The 14773-nt window shown below is 38.7% G+C and carries 14 protein-coding genes; 6 read left to right on the forward strand and 8 right to left on the reverse strand.

Annotation, left to right across the window (positions count from 1 at the left end; genetic code table 11):
* Positions 1-185: 185 nt before the first annotated feature.
* Positions 186-977, forward strand: a complete 792-nt coding sequence (locus J2T13_RS11940) for a hypothetical protein (RefSeq protein ID WP_429371479.1) — start codon at positions 186-188, stop codon at positions 975-977.
* Positions 978-1323: 346 nt separating this feature from the next.
* Here J2T13_RS11940 and J2T13_RS11945 read toward each other — a convergent pair whose 3' ends face one another.
* Positions 1324-2583 carry an MFS transporter gene (locus J2T13_RS11945; RefSeq protein WP_429371481.1) on the reverse strand — a complete coding sequence of 420 codons (1260 nt, stop codon included), beginning with the start codon at positions 2581-2583 and terminating at the stop codon, positions 1324-1326.
* 130 nt (positions 2584-2713) lie between these two features.
* On the opposite strand from J2T13_RS11945, the gene J2T13_RS11950 reads away from it, so the two are divergent.
* The 5 genes from J2T13_RS11950 to J2T13_RS11970 all read left to right on the forward strand — a co-directional run bounded on the left by J2T13_RS11950 (position 2714) and on the right by J2T13_RS11970 (position 7834).
* Positions 2714-3334, forward strand: a complete 621-nt coding sequence (locus J2T13_RS11950; RefSeq protein ID WP_429371483.1) for a TetR/AcrR family transcriptional regulator — start codon at positions 2714-2716, stop codon at positions 3332-3334.
* Positions 3335-3343: 9 nt separating this feature from the next.
* Positions 3344-4039, forward strand: a complete 696-nt coding sequence (locus tag J2T13_RS11955; protein WP_429371485.1) for a response regulator transcription factor — start codon at positions 3344-3346, stop codon at positions 4037-4039.
* Complete coding sequence (locus J2T13_RS11960; RefSeq protein ID WP_429371487.1) at positions 4032-5036, forward strand: sensor histidine kinase; 1005 nt, start codon at positions 4032-4034, stop codon at positions 5034-5036. Before J2T13_RS11955 ends, J2T13_RS11960 begins: the two co-directional genes overlap by 8 nt.
* A gap of 100 nt (positions 5037-5136) precedes the next feature.
* Positions 5137-5898, forward strand: a complete 762-nt coding sequence (locus tag J2T13_RS11965; protein WP_429371489.1) for an ABC transporter ATP-binding protein — start codon at positions 5137-5139, stop codon at positions 5896-5898.
* A complete protein-coding gene (locus tag J2T13_RS11970) occupies positions 5888-7834 on the forward strand; it encodes an FtsX-like permease family protein (RefSeq protein ID WP_429371491.1) in 1947 nt (648 codons plus the stop codon). Before J2T13_RS11965 ends, J2T13_RS11970 begins: the two co-directional genes overlap by 11 nt.
* A gap of 228 nt (positions 7835-8062) precedes the next feature.
* Here the strand turns inward: J2T13_RS11970 and J2T13_RS11975 are convergent, their stop codons facing one another.
* From J2T13_RS11975 to J2T13_RS12005, 7 genes are all read right to left on the reverse strand, one after another.
* Complete coding sequence (locus J2T13_RS11975) at positions 8063-8635, reverse strand: DUF6677 family protein (protein WP_429371493.1); 573 nt, start codon at positions 8633-8635, stop codon at positions 8063-8065.
* Between the two features lie 20 nt (positions 8636-8655).
* Positions 8656-8982, reverse strand: a complete 327-nt coding sequence (locus J2T13_RS11980) for a hypothetical protein (protein WP_429371495.1) — start codon at positions 8980-8982, stop codon at positions 8656-8658.
* Positions 8933-9535, reverse strand: coding sequence for an RNA polymerase sigma factor (locus J2T13_RS11985; protein WP_429371497.1), 603 nt, complete (start codon positions 9533-9535; stop codon positions 8933-8935). The genes J2T13_RS11980 and J2T13_RS11985 overlap by 50 nt, the downstream gene beginning before the upstream one ends.
* Positions 9536-9698: 163 nt before the next feature.
* Positions 9699-10715 (reverse strand): SDR family oxidoreductase, encoded by a 1017-nt coding sequence (locus J2T13_RS11990; RefSeq protein ID WP_429371499.1) that lies wholly within the window; start codon positions 10713-10715, stop codon positions 9699-9701.
* Positions 10716-10867: 152 nt separating this feature from the next.
* A complete protein-coding gene (locus J2T13_RS11995) occupies positions 10868-12031 on the reverse strand; it encodes an acyl-CoA dehydrogenase family protein (RefSeq protein ID WP_429371559.1) in 1164 nt (387 codons plus the stop codon).
* 286 nt (positions 12032-12317) lie between these two features.
* The gene (locus J2T13_RS12000; RefSeq protein ID WP_429371501.1) at positions 12318-13994 is read right to left on the reverse strand and encodes a transglutaminase domain-containing protein; all 1677 of its coding nucleotides are present in this window, start codon (positions 13992-13994) and stop codon (positions 12318-12320) included.
* The gene (locus tag J2T13_RS12005; RefSeq protein ID WP_429371503.1) at positions 13957-14712 is read right to left on the reverse strand and encodes a stalk domain-containing protein; all 756 of its coding nucleotides are present in this window, start codon (positions 14710-14712) and stop codon (positions 13957-13959) included. Before J2T13_RS12005 ends, J2T13_RS12000 begins: the two co-directional genes overlap by 38 nt.
* Between the last annotated feature and the right edge of the window lie 61 nt (positions 14713-14773).

The raw sequence follows: 14773 nt of genomic DNA on the forward strand, positions 1-14773 counted from the left end.
AATAACGTAATATATGTAAAATCATAAGCATAAAATGACATAATTTCATCACTTGTGTCGATAATCATCAGATAAATAGGTACATATCACCATTGTTAGGTATAATTGTAAAATGTTATCATTTACTTGTAAGTACTTACATAATAGTGTATTAATAGTAAAATAATTTATAAGAGGAGCAAAAAATGAAATTAAAATTTCTTAGTTCTTTAGTAGCCATTGTTCTAGTTGCTACTCCTACCTTTTTTTCTAATCCTGATTCAAGTTATGCAAATGAATCTCCTGAAAGAGCCCCAGAACGAGTTGTTCAACAGTATTTTACTGCTATGTATGAGCAAGACTTCTTTAAAGCAGTTTCTTTAGTAGTAGATCCTCGTTATCCTGATAAACAAAAACAAATTGACAAATATAAGCATTATAATGAGGTAAGCGATTTTAGAAACATGAAAATTATAAGTTCAGATGTTGAAGATAACTCAACCGTCACAGTCACAATTGAAGGAAATATATCAGGCGTTAACACTCAACAAGAACTAAATCTTAAAGAAGTGGAAGGCGAGTGGAAATTGTTGCTCGGAGATGGAGATGAAGGTACAATCAAGGCACTTAACGCACCTGAAATTTCAACTAGAGCAGTTGTCGATTACTATAGCTTTACTGGTTATAATTTTAATTCTCCACATTATACAATTAATTCATTTTCCACAAACGGTAATAATATTGTTATTAAAGGATGGCAGAACGCTGGAAGTAGCCAACATGCAGATGTCGATTATCAAATAGCCCAAGATACTTTTTGGGGTTGGAGCACATTTGGACAACCACAGAATGAATTTGGTAACAGTACAGCAGGGAATACTATCGATTGGTATACTAAAACATTCAGTGGTATTGCAGCTGGAAGCGACTATCATATACGTATTGTAAGTTGGGCAACATCTCTAACAGACGGTGCCGGTAACGTATATACCAATTAATAGTAACCATATAATATAACATACGTTTTCTTTTTTTCAAATAATTAAAAAGCTGGAACAAGATGACCCTTTAATATAAGGGATCATCTTGTTCCAGCTTTTTATCTAATAATATTCATGCCAAAAGATTCAATAGACTAGTAAAGTAAACAAGTATCCAATTGAGATCTGAAGGAAATTGGTATAATACATAGGCTCTAATTCATAATTAGTGCTTTCTAAAAATACAATTCCAGGCTGATCGTAGCGGTCATTTATTAACTCGATACATTTGTCAAGCACTGATTTTGTTATTGAGCCATAAATAACAAAAAAGTTTTAAAATAGATAACATTTACTGACGCCCTTAACAAACAGTGGCTTCCATATTGAGAAGTTGCAGACTTCGTCTTCGCCTCTGGCTTGTGAATAGTAGGAAATAACCCAGAGTTACGAGCATACAAATAACGACGTCAACAACGATTAACACCTGATAATTTTTAAAATAATCAAAGGATAAGCCCCCGATTAAGGCACCAAAAATGGCGCCTCCATGATGGAAAAGAAGCAGAAAGCCAGTTTGTTTCCCATTGCCTTTTGCAAACTCATTAACGATAAGAAGCCCGCCGGGAAATGCACTTAAATATGTCACCCCGAACGCTACGGCAAAAAGAATTGGCGACCATCCCACATGCATAAAAAGGAAGGCAAAACCCATAATACGTATACCATACAAAAGGGTCATCATAGCTAACTTATTGAATCGATCAAGAAAAAATCCAAATATAAACGACCCCGTAATTTCCATGATGCCAAGTATACTCATGGATAGAGCGATCATGCTCGGCGACACACTCGCCAACTGATGAATAGCGACCAAATTCATCTCGACGGACCCCATGTTTAAGCCACAGGTGAACAGTGCGATGGCAACCAAGATAAGGATAGGCAGGTGAGCTAATCTCTTGCGTGATGGAGCTGCTGTATGTGACTTATCGTAATTCTCAACTTCTATGGCTCCATCCCTTTGAACGATCTTCGCTTTGTTCTGCTGCGGACTCTTAACACCCAGCCAAATGACAGGAAGTGTAACAAGAATACTTAGAACAAATGAGATCAAAAAGGCATCTTTCCATGTCAGCCAACTCTCAGAAACGAAGATTGGCGTAGTTATCGCTAACCCAACAGAGGAGGCGCTTGCTAGCAACGCCACTGCTTTGGCCCGATGATAGCGAAACCATTCAAACATCAATATGTACGTTGTCGTCAACCCAATACCAGCTAGACCAGAAATAACACCGTATCCAATAAAGAAAAGGGTAGAACCATCGCCTAGCACAACAATCCCCGTGCCCAATATACTCATGATTGCACTTATCAACATCACCCTCTTGGGCCCATAACGATCCACAACCCAACCTCCTATAGGTGCACATAAGGCTGCAATCAACAGATTGGTTGACCATGTCATCGAGATGAATCCTCTGCTGATCTGTAAATCCTCTGATATTTGTACTTGAAAATAAGCCATGCTAAAGCGCGTCAGCGACCCAATAAGTCCTATAATCCACAACGATCCTAATCCAACCCAAGCAACCTTAGATTCCTTGAACCATGTCGCACTCATTTCTTTTTCCTCCCCATAGCATATCATAAAAGATACCAATCGGTATCTTTTATGATATGCTATGCTTTTCAATATGACAACATCTTTTGTTATAATAACTTTACAATTTCATTTTATATGGAGGATGACAATGCAAAAAGGCGAAAATACCCGCAAGTATATCATAGCTAAAGCCGCTGAGCTTTTTAACCAGCAGGGATATTCGGGCACATCCTTATCAGATATAACAGAGATTACAGGCATTAAAAAAGGCGGTATCTACCGCCACTTCTCCAGTAAAGATGAGATAGCTATTGAAGCTTATAACTATGCAGGGAACATAGTGGGTAGTCACTTTACGGATGCGGTTAATCAGCAAGAGACAGCCTCCAACAAACTGTTAGCCTATTTATATGTTTACGAAAATGTGGTCGAAGCCCCACCTTTTATCGGGGGATGTCCACTCCTCAACATAGCTATTGAAAGCGATGATGGTCATCCATTCTTACGCCAAAGAGCCCAGCAAGGCCTAAAGAATACGCTGGATACCCTGAAAGCGATTATCTCCAAAGGGGTTGAAAGCGGAGAGTTTAAAGCAGATCTCGATATCGACGCCTTAGCTTCCTTCACCCTTTCCACGATGGAGGGTGGCATCATGATGAGCAAACTAGAAGGAGACAATCGACATATGCAGATGAATATCGAAAGCTTCTCCGCTTATTTACAACAGGTATGCCTGGTTCACCTGAATGACGTTTACTATGAAGGGTAGTGAAACCATTTGTTTAAACTTTTGTTAATTGAAGATGACACAACCTTATTTAAGGAAATCAAAGAAAGATTATCACAATGGTCTTATGATGTTTATGGTATTTACGATTTCAGTAACGTCATGCAAGAATTCACAGATATTAAACCTGATTTAGTTATTATTGATATTCAGTTGCCTAAATTCGATGGGTTTCATTGGTGTAGAATGATTCGTGCCCATTCCAATATTCCGATTATATTCTTATCTTCGCGCGATCACCCAACGGATATTGTGATGTCTATGCAGCTGGGAGCTGATGATTATATCCAAAAACCCTTTCACTTCGACGTACTCATTGCCAAGATCCAAGCGGTACTACGACGTGTATATAATTACAATACAGACAAGAGCGAACTTAAATCGTGGTGTGGTGCAACCGTAGATTATGAGAAAAATGTGGTCACCCATGATACAGGATCGATTGAACTTACACGAAATGAAATTTTTGTATTAAAAATATTAATTGAGAAGAAGAATAAGATCGTTAGCCGTGAGGAATTAATGAATAACCTATGGGATGATAAGCGTTTTATAAGTGATAATACCCTTACAGTCAATGTAAACCGTCTACGTAAAAAGTTGGATGAGCTTGGCCTAGGAGGCTATATCGAAACGAAAGTTGGGCAAGGGTACATCGCTACTGAAGAGGCACCTGATTATGATTAAAAAGTATGTCATAGAACGACTTAGCTGGATCATGCTAGTTATCCTCCAACTCCTATTTATCATCTTTGTCGCATCGATTGATTCAGAAATCCCCCTCATGCCCATCGTCTATCTCGTTTTTTTATCGCTGATCATGTTTATGATCTTCTTCGTCATTCGCTACAATATAGAAACGAAATTCTACAAAAGTCTAGAAGAACGGGACAACAATCTTGATTTATCGAGGTTAGCAAATGCAGAAAGTCCGTTTGAAAAGATTATTGAACATGGGATGACAAACCATGTCCAACTCCTGAAACAGACAGCTTCGCACAATCTAATCATGTTAGAACAAGAGAAAGATGACTTACTCTCGTGGATTCATGAAGTTAAAACGCCATTAACAGCCATGCATTTAATGATCGACCGTTTAGACGAAGGCGTGATGAAAACTCAGTTAACTTATGAATGGCTACGAATTCATCTCCTACTCGACCAACAGCTCCATCAGCGGCGTATACCCTTTATTGAGAATGATCTATATATTGAACACACCCATTTAGAGACGATCATTTTTAGTGAAATTAAAACCCTGCAATCATGGTGTATTCAGAAGGGAATCGGCTTTGACATCCAATTAGAAGTACCAGAAGTACTTAGTGATGCCAAATGGTTGGCCTTTATCCTCAGACAACTCTTAACTAATGCTGTGAAAAACAGCAAAGAAACCGATATTAGGATTACCAGCTACCAACAAGATGATCACACCCTCCTTGAGGTAAAGGATCACGGACGTGGCATCGATCCCAAGGATCTCTCACGTATTTTTGATAGAGGTTTTACATCAACGACCCTGCATCAAGACAATGCCGCAACAGGCATGGGGTTATATTTAGCCAAAAAAGCAGCACAGTCATTACTCATTCAAATCCACGTACAATCAACCATGGGTATAGGATCGACTTTCACCTTAACCTTTCCACAAAAAAATGAATTTGTTAAGATCACAAGCGTGTGACAACAATGTCACATGCTTCGTTGTTTTGTTCGGTCAATCGAAGGATAAAAACGGCAAACCCTTTTATAATAAAGTTATGAAGAAAAGGGAGTGTATCGAGATGGTTATATTAGAAGCAAACAAAATCCATAAAAGTTATGGCAATAAATTTAATAGACAAGCCGTATTAAGTGGGCTGGATATTAGCATTGAACAAGGGGAATTCGTGAGTATTATGGGGGCATCCGGTTCAGGAAAAACGACATTACTCAACGTTCTGTCCTCGATTGATAAGATTAGTGACGGGACTATTAAAATCGAAGGAACAGAGATTTCCGGCATGAAGGAAAAGCAGCTAGCCGAGTTTCGAAAGAACCATTTAGGTTTTATTTTTCAAGAATATAATTTACTAGATACACTGACCGTTAAGGAAAATATCCTTTTACCGTTATCGATTACCAAGACCCCCAAAAAAGAAGCAGAACTTCGATTTAAAGCTGTTGCGACGGAATTAGGAATTGTTGATCTAAAAAATAAGTATCCCAATGAAATTTCCGGGGGTCAAAAACAACGTACCTCTGCCGCACGAGCCTTTATTCATAACCCGAGTATTATTTTTGCCGATGAACCTACAGGCGCACTTGATTCTAAATCCGCTTCTGATTTATTGAACAAAATGAGTGAATTAAATCGAAATCGAAAAGCAACCATTGTTATGGTTACGCACGATCCTGTGGCCGCTAGTTATTGCAGTAGAGTCATTTTTATAAAAGATGGGCAAATCTATACACAATTAAATAAAGGTGAAGAAACAAGACAAGACTTCTTCAAAGACATTATGAAAACACAGGGTGTATTAGGCGGGGTGCAGAATGAGTATTAATGAACTCATCTTTCGCAATCTGAGGAAGAATTTGAAGAATTATTATCTTTACGTTTTTGCCTTAATTTTTAGCGCCGCCCTCTATTTCGCCTTTGTCACGTTACAATATGACCCCTCCATGGATGCAGCAGAAGGGTCTGTTAAAGGGGCAGCCGCCATTAAATCAGCATCCATCTTACTTGTCGCTATTGTTTCTATATTTCTTCTATATGCCAATAACATCTTTATCAAAAGACGTAGTAAAGAAATTGGCTTATTTCAATTGATTGGGATGACCAAAAACAAGATTTTCCGCATCCTTACAGCAGAGAACTTTATCCTTTATTTTGGATCTATCATTCTAGGAATCTTTGTTGGATTCGCCGTCTCTAAATTAATCATAATGATCTTATTTAAGGTTATAGGTGTCGAAGCGATCGCAACCCTTCAATTCTCTACCCAAGCACTCATCCAGACACTGATTGTATTCTTCATTATCTATCTCTTTATCATGCTGATGAATTATGCATTCATCAAAAGACAGAGTATTCTATCCTTGTTTAGCGTGAGATCTAGCACGGAAGGAAAAGTAAAAAAAGTATCCTTCATGGAGATGATTATCGGAATCTCTGGGATTCTGTTGATCGCGCTAGGTTATTATATTTCATCGAAATTATTTAGCGGAGACTTCGTAACGATGGTTGAACTCTTCACTGCGATGATCATTATTCTAGGATCTGTCATCATTGGGACTTATCTTTTCTATAAGGGATCTGTCAGTTTTATATTTAATATCATTCGAAAAAGAAAAAATGGTTATCTCAATATTAATGAGGTATTATCCCTTTCATCCATCATGTTTCGAATGAAATCGAATGCCGTATTGTTAACCATTATTACGACTGTCTCTGCACTTGCGATTGGTTTATTATGTTTAAGCTATATCTCATACTATTCTGCTGAGAAGTCGGCCGAAATGAGTGTGCCCTCGGATTTCTCACTAACAAATATCCCAGATGCAGAACAATTTACAGAAGCATTACAAGCGAATAACATTAGATATACCGAGAACAAGATTGATGTCATTCAAGCAAATTTTAATATAGAGAACATAATAGAATCAAATATGGAAGAGTTGAACGTTGATCCTAAAAATATGACTTTGCCTGTTATTAGTGAAGCATCAACCCAAGGGGTCCAGCTGTCTGCGGATGAAGTTCTTTTTACGGGTTATAGTAATATGATGCAGAAACTCATGAATCTGTCTGACTCTGGACAAATTGAATTGAAAAGCCAACATGAAGTCATTCCCAAACAATATATCGGTCTAGAGAAGGACACAATCGTCTCATGGTATTTCACGAATGGCGGCATCCCCGTTGCCATTGTAGACGAAGAGGTATTTGATCTCTTGAAGAAGGATTTAAATCCATCCATTCAGAAAGAGTCATCCGTGTATATCGGAATTGACATTGAAGATAACGCGAAGATTAAAGAGGCAAATGCTATCTTCAACAATCTGGCTTTTAATGATAACCGCAGTCATGATTCTCGACTTGAAATGAGTACGAATCAGAAACAAACGATGGGACTCCTCATGTTTATTGTTGGATTCCTTGGATTAACCTTTCTGATTACATCCGGATGTATTCTTTACTTCAAACAAATGGATGAAAGCGAAGAAGAAAAGTCCAATTATACGATACTCAGAAAACTAGGTTTCACACAGGGAGATTTGTTAAGAGGAATTCAAATAAAACAACTCTTTAATTTCGGAATTCCCCTAGTCATTGGGCTTCTCCATAGTTATTTTGCAGTCCAGTCTGGGTGGTTCCTATTCGGCACAGAGTTGTGGACACCGATGATTATCGTGATGCTACTCTATACCGCCTTGTACTCCATTTTCGGAATATTATCGGTCTATTATTACAAAAGGGTAATTAAAGCAGCCCTTTAATAGCGTTAAGCCTGTCCATTCATCACAATTCATCTATATAACTATCGAGACTGATCATGGCAATCTTCAAAGTACAAGGTCATTTAGGTTTTAATTAACTCCTTTTCATCCTCTGGTCTTACTACACAAAAACGCTACTGACAACTTCATGTCAGTAGCGTTTAATCATCTTTTCAGCTTCATCACGAACTCGATTTCGCAGCGATTCAGGCTCCATTGCTACGTATGCTACTTTTTTCGCGATTCCAGAAAAAACACCGCAAGACCTGCACATATAAGCACCAAAGCACCTACATAGGAACCAACGACTTCGAAAATACCTTCGAACCACCTTGGCTTCATGCTTACCATAAAAATGAGTGCCCCAGCACCAACCAAGATAGCAGCCAAATTATTGCCCCTCATCAGATTTGTCAGTGGATCACCAGGATTCTCACCCACTTCCAATTCCCCACGTTCGTAGCGAACATTAATCTGATTCGTCGATTGTAAAGCATCAAAAATATTATAAAAATAAATAACGGGGATAATTAGTGAAAATAAAGTGATTAAAGGGACACTTGATCCCCCTTCAGCGTTCACTAAAGAAACAACGGCAAAGATATCTAATATCACAAGCACCATAATCAAAAGCCCTCGCTGCATCAGACCTAGATAGAGATGCCCTGTACCTGGTACAAACATGGAAAGCAAACAGGCGAGCCATTTCTTCTTTCTTGGGGATTTCGGATAAAAGGGCGAGTATGGCATCTGGTTATAATCTGGGAATCCATTCATGTCGTTAGGGTTATTCATCATCATTTACTCCTTCTATACTTTGATTAGGATACTAAATAAAGAGATATTTTTTCAATATAGGTCGAAAGCTGAACCACCTGATCACTGATAGCTAACACTTTATGAAGCATGCCGGTACTTACAAACAAGATGGTAGCCGCTGCTGCTATGCATCCATGAAAAGCATTTTGCTTCCACTTAGGGGATCGTGACCCTGCACTCGTGTTATTTACTGTAGAACTAGAATCTATTGAATCTATTCCCTGCATGACCTTATCCGTAAAACCATGATTTGGCTCCAATAAGGGCAATTCATCGAGCTTATTTAAAAAATCCTGAAGTTGCTTGTCTTCCTGATGTCTCGGATTCACGATGATTCACCTCCAACCATTTTTGTTTCAGCATGGCCTTGCCGCGATATAACCGAGTTTCTAACGTCTTGATCGGAAGTCCTGTTGTATCGGACATTTCTTGGTAAGAAAGCTGCTTATAATGGTACAAATAGAGAATTAATCTATATTTATCTGGAAGTTCAGAGAGCATTTGCAACATGTCGGCTTGAGCTTCTTTATGTAGTAGTTGTTCCTCTGGCTGTTCTTTGACATCGATAAACCAACCCTCCACCTTATCAATCAGGACACTATGGGGCTTTCTACGTTGAGCACGTTGATAATCGATCACCACATTGAGGGCTAATCGATACAGCCAAGTCGTAAATCTGGCATCTCCACGGAAAAGCCCAATGGAACGATATAGCTTCACAAAGACTTCTTGTGAAAGATCCTCAGTCGCTTCATGATTTTCTACCATACGGTAAATTAGCGTATATATATAGCTCTTATGTCGATCCACTAGTATTCGGTACGCCTCTGAATGACCTTGACGGATCTCATTGACTAGCTGCTCATCCGCCAAACCTTCCATATGTGCCCCTCCTTTCGTTCCTTCCAAGACTTAGACGACAAGGTTACTCTTTCCCCTTCAAATTGCACATAAAAATGAATGGATGGCAAAAATGGACTTCATGCTCAGGATAAAAAAAGCCCTAGACCTTAGAGGTACTGGAGCTTCTGCTATATAACAATATCTATCCCGTTACTGTCATTAAAGCAACATCTAAAGCATGGATAACCTTATCACACCAAATATCAAATTCGTTATCCTCTATCTGATATTCAGGATGTGCTAGAATGTACTCTATGGTTTGCTTAATCCCTTGATCAAGTCGAGTGGTTGCAACAAATTCAGGTACTAGTCTTTTCAGCTTGGAATTATCAAACACAACCGAATTAGCCTTATCGCCTAACAATCCGCCTCTGTAATCCTCTGTACTGCATGCGGCGAGAAATTCCGATGAGACATGGACAGCATTGAGTTTCACGCCCAGAACATCGGCAATGATTTCGTATATTTGGTTCCAAGTAACGCTCTCATCTGAAGTGATATGAACCGACTCGCCAATCGCATGAATATTGCCCATCAAACCAATAAAACCTTTAGCAAAGTCACGATTATGCGTCATGGTCCACAGGGATGTACCATCTCCATGAATAATCACAGCTTTACCCTCAAGAATCCGTTTAGCCACTTGCCAGCTTCCTTTACTACCATGTACACCAAGTGGAATGGAGCGTTCATCATAGGTGTGACTTGGTCTTACGATGGTCATTGGAAAGCCATGCTCACGATACTGTTTCACCAAATAATCTTCACAGGCAATCTTATTTCTGGAATACTCCCAATACGGATTGGATAACGGAGTGCCCTCTGTAATTCTATAATCGGATAAAGGCGTCTGGTACGCCGAAGCTGAGCTAATAAACATAAATTGCTTCGTTTTACCCTTAAACAATCGATAGTCTCTTTCCAATTGAGCCGGTTCAAAAGCTATAAAATCAGCAACGACATCAAATTCCATAGGCTCAATCAACTTAGCTACATGGTCTTCATCATTAATATCAGCTTTTATGATGTTTACCCCCGCAGGCAAGGTATCATTTCTGGTGCCTCTATTTAATAGATACAGTTCGCATCCCTTTTCTAGCAATTGTTCGGTAATTCCAGAACTAATCGTCCCCGTGCCTCCAATGAATAGAACCTTCATGATCCACCTCCATAAAGTATGGCGCTGAAGCTATCTCAGCCAATCATGAGAAACACTCATGCTGCCTGCCTCAACTACTCCTAAGATAGCATGCGCTCATCACTAAGACAATCCTCTCCTACCGAACCAGATTTATAACACTGTTTCGTCTTTCACTTCGCCTTCGCTTGCTCAATGGCAGATAACGCTATTCTGTGTAACGTTGCATCATCCATAGGTGGATTGTGTAACCCTGCTCTTACATCTCGATAGTATCGTTGTAACGGATTATCATTCTGAATACTTCGAATACCCACAATTCTCATCGCTTTATCTACAATCGTAATCGCTGCATTAGTGACGGCATGTTTGGCAGCTCCGAGCTCGTTGGTGAGATGATCTCTACGCGATTCGTCATCGTAAGCCTCTGCCACACTATATAGAAAATGTCTTGCTCTCATTAATTCAAGATCGATTTCCCCAATTAAATGCTGAACATGGCTAAGCTCACTAATCGGACCATTTAAGCTATTTGGACGATGTTCATTCGCAAATTGCAAGGCATAGTCCCGCGCTGCCTGAGCAATGCCAAGATAACAAGCTGGAATATGAAGCAACCAACCATTCTGCATAGGTCCCTTATACCGAGGGAGATTATTGAGCTCAACAAGCTGATCATCATGAACCCTGACATGCTCAAGAATAAGATCATGACTGCCCGTTCCTCGTAACGAAATGGTATCCCATGTCTCCTCTACCTTGAGTCCTGCTAAATCCTTATGTAATAGAAAATGTCCGATCGTCTCTTTTTCCTCAATCCACGCGGAAACAAGGAAATAAGTTAATACAGGAGACAATGTGGTAAATATTTTGCGCCCTGATATCACCCATTGCTCTCCTACTTTTATCGCTGTTGTTCCAGGACGCCCACCCCTCGTTGGACTTCCTGTCTGCGCTTCACTAGCAGCACGATTAATCAATGCTCCTTTGCTCACCTCTTCGGCAATCAAATGCATGTTGTCAGACGTCCATGATTCCTTCTCAAATAGGTCCCCTACAACAGATAAGTGCCAGCCAATGGATAGCGCCGTCGAAGCATCAAAGCTAGCCAACGTTTCCTGAAGGAGCAACATATCATATACGCTAAGCCCTGTCCCTCCGTAAGCTTGTGGAAGTGTCGACTGGGTGTAGCCCATCTCGATTAAATCCCGCACATTATCTGTAGGGAAAATGCCCAATTTATCTATCTGGTCCGCCTTATCCTTAAACGTTGTTGCCTTCTCATATAACTTCCCTAACCATTCTTTCTGGTTCACATTCCTTATAAATAAGTTCATCATGATTAACTCCCCCTTAAGATGGTTCATTTTACATAACATATAATTCCGATAAGTTTTATATATTATAGCATTTTTAAACCTGTAAGTTGTCAAGAAATGAGCCTTGTGTCGCTATTCGAATCAGCACCATAAACGAGACAAAGAAAAAGCAAGATGTTAGTTAGAGACATCTTGCTTATTCCTTGTCATTTCTATTCATTTACAGGTGACTTTATAAGTGAGAATACTTTAGAAGAAGCTCACAGACAACGCCTAATACTTCTATAATTTATGACTCTAACCTTTATAGTGCTATATTCGTTCTTATAGATACGGAGATGCTTTTATCATACGGGCTACCATATATACTTAAAGTATAGGTGATGTTATCCTTTTTATACGAAATGTTGATTTGTGCGTAACCCTTCAGTATTTCATTATATAGAGCGGACTTATCTACTGCACCTAATTTTTTACTACCTTCACCACTTGTGTAAACATAAATATCAGCAAGTTTTTTCTCATTCAGAGAATTTTTCAGAAACTCATTAAGTTCACCTATAGTCCCTAAGTAATCCTCTTTGGATATATATATTTTATTTAGGGTGATATTATAGCCTAATGCTTCCGGATTAGACGTCTTGCTATAAGAACGGAAAACTTCTATACCCGAGGCCGTATTTTCACTATAATAAATAGTCCCGTTTGAATCAACTTCAACGGGTTTAGCTTTCTCAAGTGCCTGGGCGTCATTGATCGTTTTTAGCTTTTTAAGTGCTGCGTGGCTACCCATGTGATGTTCTTTAAGTTTTTCTTTAATCTCTTTAATTGCCGTACCGTCTACCGTTACCTTCCCCGTTTGATTACTTGTAGGTATCCATAACTTATTCTTAGATAGCTTGATGATTACTTCTTCTAATGGATATTTACTACCATCAATTTTATGATCTTCTGCAACAATATTGCCCGTATGATCAACGGTTCCAGAATGCTGAACGGGAAGTTGTACAAGTGTCTCTCCAGCATAAGTCTCTGCAAAATTATACTTAATCGTATAATAGTACTTAGCTTCAGGGGGCAGACTATTAAATTCCAACTGCGCTTCTCGATCACCGGGTTGTAGATTGCCACTAAAAGTTATCATGTCATTCTCGCCCAGAGAAAACCCTCCAGTTTCCGTTGGTCTGTAAATTGTAACTGACCCGCCGAAATCTAACCTACTCTCAATCGTTATCCCATCCGGCACAATCATTTTACCTTTGACAACGTTAACATGATTGGGTTCTAATATAACTTTAAAATCTTCTACTCCACCCTCAATAACTGTGTTATATAGTAAAGCGGAGCTATAGTATCCTTTAGCATCAAGCGTTACATTACTTCCGTTAATCGTTAGATCCTCGTTCGCGAACTCCTTCCCTATAGCTAAGGAGAAGCTTTTACTATTCGTCCCTTTATCCAATTTCATAATTCGATTGAAAGAAAGATTCTTATTCCTAATTGTTCTAACTGCTATGTCAACCCATATATCTTCTTTAGCGTTTGCATTACCTTGTAACGTAATTTCTCCTGATATGATGGGGTAACCCTTCGTCTTTAGGTCCTTAACCGTTTGTGGATTGTAGCTATCATCCTGACTTTTTGGATAAAAACCCTTTCTCCAAATATGATCATTAGCTATTTGCTCATCAGATACTAAAAAGTAATTGTACTTGTTTGCAGTAGTCGGCACTTCATTAATACTACCTTGGTTCCATGTCGTATCTAAATGATAATATTTACTGTCAAGTTTCACTAAGTTCCATGCGTGAAGAGCATCTTTATAATTCAACAATTCATACTTATCGATATCATCATATCCATTTACACCCGCATAACCTGTTACATATATCGTTTCAACACCCATTTTTCCCAACAATACACTAGTGGCATGTGCAAAACCATTACATACGGCTCTTCCATATAAAAAGGTAGGGCGCACTCGAATTCAGATCATATTTAATATTTTCAACTAAATAGTTGTTTACTGCCATTACCTTTTCATAGTCACTCATGTTAGGTTTATTTATTTTCGCTACAATTTTATTCGCTATTTCTTCTATTTTTGCAGCTTGTTTGCGATCCCTCATATCCTTTAATTGGACTAGATCATATATACCTGAGAATCCGATTTTCATCCCTAACTCATCATAGAAGTCCACTTTTCCCTTTTCTCTGAATACCAATGCTCTTTCCTCAAACAATAGCACATCATAATTTTTTAGCTTTCCTTCGAAGGCTTTCGCTGGTACTTTAACAACACCTTGGTCTAGGCGCACTTCATAGGGTAAAGTAACCGACTTGCCATCAATTTTGGCAGCTGTACTATACAGTTTAAATTCAAATTTAACATGATCAATTACTAATTTTATTTCTTTTGTTTTTGTATTTAGTGAATAAGTACCGTGAAATGCATCTGCAATAGGTTTTATGGGTATCAAAAACACATCTTCATACATGCCAGGCAGCCCAGCTGGTGTATCTTTACCTAGCTCATAAGTTTTGTTGTCTACGGTTATGTATTGTGAACTTGAAGTTATGGCTACGCGTTTTGGCATTTTAATTTCCGTACTTGGGGGTGACTTTGATGAAAAGGCAGTAGTAGAAAAAGCTACAAGTAAAATAATCATAGCAGGTATAAATACAAATCGTTTTTTCATGTCCCTTGTTTTCTCCTTTGATTTTAAATTCAAAGCATATTTTTACATTATTAGATCACAA

Source organism: Paenibacillus sp. DS2015, assembly GCF_050433705.1.
Classification (GTDB): domain Bacteria; phylum Bacillota; class Bacilli; order Paenibacillales; family Paenibacillaceae; genus Paenibacillus_AQ.

What these genes read in the sequence shown, in the direction of transcription:
- J2T13_RS11940 (WP_429371479.1), top strand. Translation starts at nt 186, where the DNA reads ATGAAATTAAAATTTCTTAGTTCTTTAGTAGCCATTGTTCTAGTTGCT.
- J2T13_RS11945 (WP_429371481.1), bottom strand. Translation starts at nt 2,583, where the DNA reads ATGAGTGCGACATGGTTCAAGGAATCTAAGGTTGCTTGGGTTGGATTA.
- J2T13_RS11950 (WP_429371483.1), top strand. Translation starts at nt 2,714, where the DNA reads ATGCAAAAAGGCGAAAATACCCGCAAGTATATCATAGCTAAAGCCGCT.
- J2T13_RS11960 (WP_429371487.1), top strand. Translation starts at nt 4,032, where the DNA reads ATGATTAAAAAGTATGTCATAGAACGACTTAGCTGGATCATGCTAGTT.
- J2T13_RS11965 (WP_429371489.1), top strand. Translation starts at nt 5,137, where the DNA reads ATGGTTATATTAGAAGCAAACAAAATCCATAAAAGTTATGGCAATAAA.
- J2T13_RS11970 (WP_429371491.1), top strand. Translation starts at nt 5,888, where the DNA reads ATGAGTATTAATGAACTCATCTTTCGCAATCTGAGGAAGAATTTGAAG.
- J2T13_RS11975 (WP_429371493.1), bottom strand. Translation starts at nt 8,635, where the DNA reads ATGATGATGAATAACCCTAACGACATGAATGGATTCCCAGATTATAAC.
- J2T13_RS11985 (WP_429371497.1), bottom strand. Translation starts at nt 9,535, where the DNA reads ATGGAAGGTTTGGCGGATGAGCAGCTAGTCAATGAGATCCGTCAAGGT.
- J2T13_RS11990 (WP_429371499.1), bottom strand. Translation starts at nt 10,715, where the DNA reads ATGAAGGTTCTATTCATTGGAGGCACGGGGACGATTAGTTCTGGAATT.
- J2T13_RS11995 (WP_429371559.1), bottom strand. Translation starts at nt 12,031, where the DNA reads ATGAACTTATTTATAAGGAATGTGAACCAGAAAGAATGGTTAGGGAAG.
- J2T13_RS12005 (WP_429371503.1), bottom strand. Translation starts at nt 14,712, where the DNA reads ATGAAAAAACGATTTGTATTTATACCTGCTATGATTATTTTACTTGTA.